This is a genomic window from Levilactobacillus mulengensis, from assembly GCF_003946045.1.
In the GTDB taxonomy this organism is placed as follows: Bacteria; Bacillota; Bacilli; order Lactobacillales; family Lactobacillaceae; genus Levilactobacillus; species Levilactobacillus mulengensis.
In genome coordinates this window covers 107674-114264 of the sequence record NZ_RHNW01000011.1, presented here as the reverse complement: position 1 = coordinate 114264, position 6591 = coordinate 107674, and the positions used below count along the sequence as shown (strand labels likewise).

At 50.9% G+C, this 6591-nt stretch carries 7 protein-coding genes; 3 read left to right on the top strand and 4 right to left on the bottom strand.

What is annotated here, in order from left to right:
• Window positions 1-118: 118 nt before the first annotated feature.
• The 3 genes from hpf to EKM84_RS10515 all read right to left on the bottom strand — a co-directional run bounded on the left by hpf (window position 119) and on the right by EKM84_RS10515 (window position 2806).
• Window positions 119-676, bottom strand: a complete 558-nt coding sequence (hpf, locus tag EKM84_RS10525) for a ribosome hibernation-promoting factor, HPF/YfiA family (protein WP_125765721.1) — start codon at window positions 674-676, stop codon at window positions 119-121.
• A gap of 139 nt (window positions 677-815) precedes the next feature.
• A complete protein-coding gene (locus EKM84_RS10520; RefSeq protein WP_125765720.1) occupies window positions 816-1493 on the bottom strand; it encodes a ComF family protein in 678 nt (225 codons plus the stop codon).
• Complete coding sequence (locus EKM84_RS10515) at window positions 1490-2806, bottom strand: DEAD/DEAH box helicase (RefSeq protein WP_125765719.1); 1317 nt, start codon at window positions 2804-2806, stop codon at window positions 1490-1492. Before EKM84_RS10515 ends, EKM84_RS10520 begins: the two co-directional genes overlap by 4 nt.
• An 80-nt stretch (window positions 2807-2886) precedes the next feature.
• Between EKM84_RS10515 and EKM84_RS10510 the strand changes: the two genes are divergently transcribed.
• A complete protein-coding gene (locus tag EKM84_RS10510) occupies window positions 2887-3552 on the top strand; it encodes a YigZ family protein (protein ID WP_125765718.1) in 666 nt (221 codons plus the stop codon).
• An 89-nt stretch (window positions 3553-3641) separates the two neighbouring features.
• Here the strand turns inward: EKM84_RS10510 and EKM84_RS10505 are convergent, their stop codons facing one another.
• Complete coding sequence (locus EKM84_RS10505; protein WP_125765717.1) at window positions 3642-4739, bottom strand: glycosyltransferase family 4 protein; 1098 nt, start codon at window positions 4737-4739, stop codon at window positions 3642-3644.
• Between the two features lie 480 nt (window positions 4740-5219).
• On the opposite strand from EKM84_RS10505, the gene EKM84_RS10500 reads away from it, so the two are divergent.
• Together EKM84_RS10500 and EKM84_RS10495 are read left to right on the top strand one after the other, a co-directional pair.
• Window positions 5220-5588: a CidA/LrgA family protein gene (locus tag EKM84_RS10500; protein WP_125765725.1), complete on the top strand. Its 369-nt coding sequence runs from the start codon at window positions 5220-5222 to the stop codon at window positions 5586-5588.
• A 44-nt stretch (window positions 5589-5632) separates the two neighbouring features.
• Window positions 5633-6439, top strand: coding sequence for an LrgB family protein (locus EKM84_RS10495; RefSeq protein WP_125765716.1), 807 nt, complete (start codon window positions 5633-5635; stop codon window positions 6437-6439).
• The last annotated feature ends 152 nt before the right edge of the window (window positions 6440-6591 follow it).

Below are 6591 nucleotides of genomic sequence, written 5' to 3'. Positions count from 1 at the left end.
CTAGTATACTAGAATTTTTTCGCTGATTCGAGCGTTATGGTTTAGTGCGCTCAAATATTCTTTTATTTCATATAAAAAGCGCCGCGAAAACTCGCAGCGCTTCGGAAACAAAATTTACTTAATCTTGGTCATCGGCCTCAATCAAGCCATACCGGCCGTCATTCCGACGGTAGACGATGCTGATACCATTGGTTTCAGCGTCTTCGTAGATAAAGAAGTCATGGCCTAACATGTCCATTTGCAGAACGGCCTCTTCATTATCCATTGGCTTCAATGAAACTCGCTTGGTGCGGACAACTTCTAATTCGTTACTGTCAGCCGGTTTTTCACTGTCAGTGTCCGGTGAGAAGTCGAGATTCTTGTAACCCTTTTCCCGGGACTTACGGTTGACCTTGGTCTTGTACTTACGAATTTGACGTTCCAGCTTGTCCGTTACCAGGTCAACACTTGCATATAAGTCCGGAGAGGTTTCCTCTGCCCGTAATGTCAAGTATGGGAGTGGGATTGTTACTTCAACCTTCGCTGTCTTGTTTTGGTAGACCTTCAGGTTGACATGCGCAATTGCCTCAACGTTGTTGTCGAAATATTTCTCCAACTTGCTGATACGCTTTTCAACGTAATCCCGTATTGCGTCAGTAACTTCGATGTTTTCACCACGAATATTAAATGTGAGCATAAAACTTCTCTCCCTTCAGCCAAGAATTCCTTGGCTTGCTCAGCATTAGAAGGACCACTCTTCTAATATGCTTTGCTTACACTTATTATAATAGAAAGCCTTACCAGAAACAATTAATCTACTCATTTTTAACCACCCGTTAACGGGCTAACGTCAGGCTGGTAACCGCTTTCGCCCCTCCTAAATAAATTTGGTCAGCGGCGTGACGCAGGGTGCGTCCCGTCGTGTACACATCATCCAGTAGTAAAACACGCTGTCCTCGAAGAAGTTGATTGGCGTTGGGTGCCAGGATAAATGGCTGGGGAGTCCGCAACCGGTCGGCCCTGGCCTTAGCCGATTGTGGTCGTTCCTTGTGCGTTGCTCGCACCAGCAGGGCTTGCTGGAAAGGCTGGTTCCGTAGCCATCCGGTCACTTGATTGAAGCCCCGTGTCCGCCAGGTCGTCTGATCCACTGGGATCGGCACCAACACATCATAGGCCTCCCGCTGTAGAGCCGCTGCCAGTGGGGCCTGCATCAGCACCCGTAACGCGTAATCCCCCTGAAATTTATATTGTTGCATGTAGGTCTTCATCGCCGCATCATACACGTAAACGGCATGATTGGTCAGTCTAATCCCCGACCAGCGCTGGCAATCCAGGCAGACGGTCTCATCCATTTGTTGCCGACCGCACGCCGGACAATGCTGACTCGTAATCGCCGCAAATCGGTGCTGACACGCGTCACAGACGGTGGCCTGCGCAATCGGCGTGAACCGCCAAATTTGGGCTAACGTCAGCGTCGTTTGCAGCTGACGGCCGCACCAGATACAGGCGCTCATGGCCGACCACCCTGGCGTCTGCCCTGGAGATTGAGGTGGGCGATCATCCCCCGCGCCAACCGCACCCGTTTGGTATGACTATGGCAATAACAGGTGACCTGCCCACTGGGAAAGTCCGCACTCCGGCCAACCCGCCCGGCAATCTGGACCAGGGCGGCCGTCGAAAAGACCGGATCATCTCCGCCCAAAATCACCACGGCAATGTTGGGAAAGGTGACCCCGCGTTCCAAAATTGTGGTCGTAATCAGAAAGGGAATCGTCTCGTCGCGCATCGCCTGGACCTTGGCCGGCCGTTCCGGGTCCGCCGCATGGACGGTCACGCCGCCCTGAATGCCAGCGAGTTGCAGGGCCTGACTGATTACCGGCAGATCCACCACGTGCGGCACGAATAGCAGAAACCGCTGGTGCTTGGTCAAATACCCTCGCAGCTGGTGAATCAGCGTGCTCGGTAGGCGGTTTCGTAAGAGTCCCTCCCGCCACCGCCACGCCAACCGCAGATCGATCTGTGGCAATAAATGGCCGTGATAGCGGAGTGGGACGTAGGTCACCGCCAACTGTCGCCGACGAACCTGCTGTTGCAGGTCGTTGCCGGGTGTCGCGGTCAACAACAGGTGACATCCCTTTGGCTTCTGAGCATTGGCGATGGCCCGTTGGAGCATCGGACTGGTCGCCAGCGGAAAGGCATCCACCTCGTCCACAACGATCAGGTCAAAGGCCGCCTTGAATCGTAATAGTTGGTGCGTGGTACAAATGGTCAGCGGACAATAGGCGTACGGGTCGGCCTGACCGCCGTATAACAGGGCCTGCGCGACCCCGCCGAACGCCTGACGCAACCGGGGAGCAAGTTCCAGGCACACGTCCACTCGTGGCGAGGTCCAGGCGACCCGCCAGCCTTGGGCCAACGCCCACGCCAGCGCTGGATAGACAATTTCCGTCTTTCCCGCCCCGGTGACCGCCCACAGTAGGTGGTCCGTTCGTGTTTTTACGTGCCGTAACACAGCCTGTGCCGCCACGTTTTGTTGCGCACTCAACTGCCCTGTCCAAGTCAATCCCCCGGATTTGACGCGCGCAAACCGGTTGGGCTCCGGAATAGTGTATAATTCATGTTGTGAGGTCAATCGGCCTAGCTGCAGGCACTGGCGACAATACCAGTCGCCGTTAGCCAACCGGTCCGTGACCGCTAACCACTGCCCGCAGCGCTGACACTGCCGCCGGTCACCCACGGTCCTTAACGCCCGTTGCCCGACTGCCCCATTCGTGGGCGCGCCTCGCAACGGTAACTGGCGGCCAAAAAAGTCTTCATCATTTTGCACGGCTACTCCTCCTTACGGTGACTCTACTAGTTAACTCCGTAAAAGAAGGCCGATTATTTTTTTGAAAGGTGCTTTTTTAAATGGAAACAGATTATTTAACCATCCAAGCGAGCGGCAACCACGAGCTCGAAATTAAAAAATCGCGGTTCATCACCGATCTCGGCCGGGTCACCACGGAAGATGACGCCAAGGCCTTTTTGGCGGACGTGACGGCCCGTGAAGCGAAGGCCACCCACCATTGTTGGGCCTACTTAATTGGCGAACACGACGAAATCCAGCGGGAAAGTGATAACGGTGAGCCCTCCGGAACCGCAGGCGTCCCCATTCTGACCGTCCTACAACGCAATCATTTGCACAACGTGATTGCCGTGGTCACCCGGTACTTTGGCGGCATCAAGTTGGGCGCCGGTGGCTTGATCCGGGCTTACAGCAACGCCACCTCGACCGGCATCGAAGCGGTTGGTGTGGTCAAATTGGTTCGCCAACAGGAACTGACGCTCACCGTCGACTACCCCAACTACGACCGGCTCAACCATTACCTGACTGAAAACGCCATCAGCATCCTGGCCACGAACTACACGGACCAGGTCGCCGTCACGATTGCGGTCGATTTGGCTGCCGTCGCTGACACCCAGACCGCCATCACCAACCTGCTGAGCGACCGACTGACGGTTGTCGTGGGTGACATCGCCTACAACGAAGTCCCAGTGGAAATCAACGCCAGCAGTCGCGACACCACGGATTAATTCTTCTACTAATACATTGGTAAACGAAAAGGTGTGCCGTCAGAATTTTCTGGCGACACACCTTTTTTGGTTAAACATCTGATTGATTCCTACTCGTCAGAATTTTTCGACGTAAGTTTTTGAACCACGCGGTTGATCCAGTGCAGCAAGGGCTGTCGATTCGAACCGACCAGGCCAATGGCCTCCACGAAGAGTTCCAGTCCAATCAGGATGGCCACCGTCAGCAGGACGGACCCCCAGATGGTAGACAACGGGTAGAGTAAGGAAATAAAGGAAAAAATCAACGCGATTCCGTAGATAACCAGCACCGTTTGCCGGTGAGTCAAGCCCAACTGCATCAAGCGGTGATGTAAATGGTGTTTATCCGCATGCGAAATGGGCTGCCGATTTAAGATCCGGCGAATCATGGCGTACACGGTATCCGTGATGGGCACCCCGAGAATGATCACGGGGATGATCACGGAAATAAACGTGACGTTCTTTAACCCATATAGGGAGAAACAGGCGATCATGAACCCGATAAACTGCGCCCCGGTATCCCCTAAATAAATCCGGGCTGGGAAAAAGTTATAAGGTAAGAACCCAACCATGGCCGCCACCAACGCGAAAATCATGATGGCAACCCAGGTGTTGGCCACGTTTAAGAAGAACAAACCGGTAATCCCGGTAGTCGTCAACGCAATGATTGAGACTCCGGTCGCCAATCCATCCAGCCCATCGATCAGGTTGATGGCATTCACGATGGCCACAATCCACAGCAACGTGATGGGCAGGGCTAACCAGCCGAAGTGCCAGACACCCACGAAGGGTAAGGTCAGGTAACGCATCCGCACGCCGGCCACGAAATAAACTTCCAGGGCCGCCAGTAGTTGTCCTAAAATCTTTTGCTTGGGGGAAAGCTCGAAGACATCATCGATCATGCCCTCAGCAACAATAATGCATTCACCACCGAACAACCCCCACAGCTGTTGCGTTGGCATTTGGTCACGTAACAAAAACATGGTTGAAAATGTAAACGCAATGAAGATGGCTAGGCCACCCAGGGTCGGCATGGGAACTTTGTTGACCCGGCGTTGATTCGGTTTATCCACCGCACCAATTTGAAACGCAAAGCGGCGTACAAACGGGGTTAGGACCGCGGAGATAATCATGGTAGCAAATAAGCTAACAATAATCTCAAATTTCATTAAAGTGTCCTCTTTCTTTCATTCAACTCTTTTGCTAATTATACAAATCTATGAAATTAAACACAACCGCCTTTTCGGACTCGTCAGAGAAAAATAAGCTTTGTTCAGCCAACTAACACAATTCACAAAGTACCCCGTGTCGGGTTTGTGAATTAAAAATTAATTCATAAAGTTTGTGTAAGCGTTTCCTTTCTATCCAGTTGGGCGATTTCGTGCACAAGTGTACAGACGAAAGCCTAAAATTCACAGATTTTTCTTGTGCAAATCAGCCAAAAGCCATATAATAGGATTGTGTCATTGAGAAAGGTTTCACATTTCATTTGTGTCCAAGCTATTTATCCTATTTCCTTGTGAAACCTTTCCAGTCGTCCGTTACTTTGGTTTGTATTTTGAAAGGAGATTTTTCTATTGGCTGCTAATGATAAAGCAACAAAGACAGAAACGGCTAAAGAAGAACAAGCTTCACCCATCTTAATTCAAATGGGGATCTTCGCCGCTATCCTGTTTGTTTCCAGCCTAATTTCCCCACTGTTCCCAGCAACGTTCCCAGTTCCAACGCCTGTTATCGGTTTGGTAATCCTTTACATCTTATTGGCTTCCCACATCGTTAAGTTACGTAACGTTGAAAAATTTGGGGACTTCATGATCAGTTTGATTGCCTTCTTGTTCGTTCCTTCAGGTATCCAATTGGCTGCTAGCCTGGACATCTTAAAGGCACAAGGGGTTCAACTGGTTGTCGTTATCTTAATTGCAACGATTGTCCTGCTGGTTGTTGTGGCTTACACGACCGCCGGATTCATCTGGCTTCGGAAGAACGTCTTCCATCGTGACGTTAACGTCGAAGAATAAATTCGTCGACTGCTACTACTTTCACTAGAAAAGGATGAAAATTTATGATGACTTTAACTGCAACTGCCCATATGGCAGCTTGGGGCAAATGGCTCGGTGACGCGTTAGGAACTAACGCCGCTGGTGCTTCTGCCGGTAACGCATTATTTGGTATTTTTCTATCATTAGTTGTTTACTTATTCGGTCAATGGTTATTCAAGATCGGTAAAGGTTTCTTCTTATTCCAACCTCTGTTCGTTGGGATGGTCTTAGGGATCTTCATCCTGTTCCTGTTTGCTAAGGCATTCGGAACGGATACGGCTACTTTCTACAAGTCAGCCTACTTACCAGGTGGTAACATTATCTTCTGGTTCTTGAACCCAGCTACTATCGCCTTCGCTATTCCTCTGTACCGTCGGAATGACGTTGTTAAGAAGTTCTGGTTGGAAATCGTGCTTTCCCTGATCGTTGGGTTAGTTATTTCCTTGTTCGTTATCTACTACGTATCAAAGCTTGTCGGTTTGGACAACGTTGGTATTGCTTCAATGATGCCACAAGCTGCCACGACCGCCATCGCGATGCCTATTGCCGGTGCTATCGGTGGTAACACTGCCGTTACTGCCATGGCCTGCATCCTCAACGCCGTTATCATTTACGCCTTGGGTGACTGGCTCGTTAAGTTCTTCCATGTTAACAGCGACCCAATTGGTGCCGGACTTGGTTTAGGTACTGCCGGACACACGGTTGGCTCTGCTAAGGCCTTACAACTTGGTTCTATCCAAGGGTCTATGGCATCCATCGCCGTTGTTGTTATCTCTATCGTTGTTGATATCGTTGTTCCACCATTTGCTTCTATGATGGGCTTAATCTAAGCTAACTTAAACTAGCTTGCTAAACACCGAATCCATTTGGGTTCGGTGTTTTTTTGCTCTCTTGGGATCTCGGTTTTAGGTTTACGTCAAGGGCTTAAGTCAAACCCGTCAAGTCACTTGCGATTGGCCGCCTGCGGCTTCCAGGACTACGC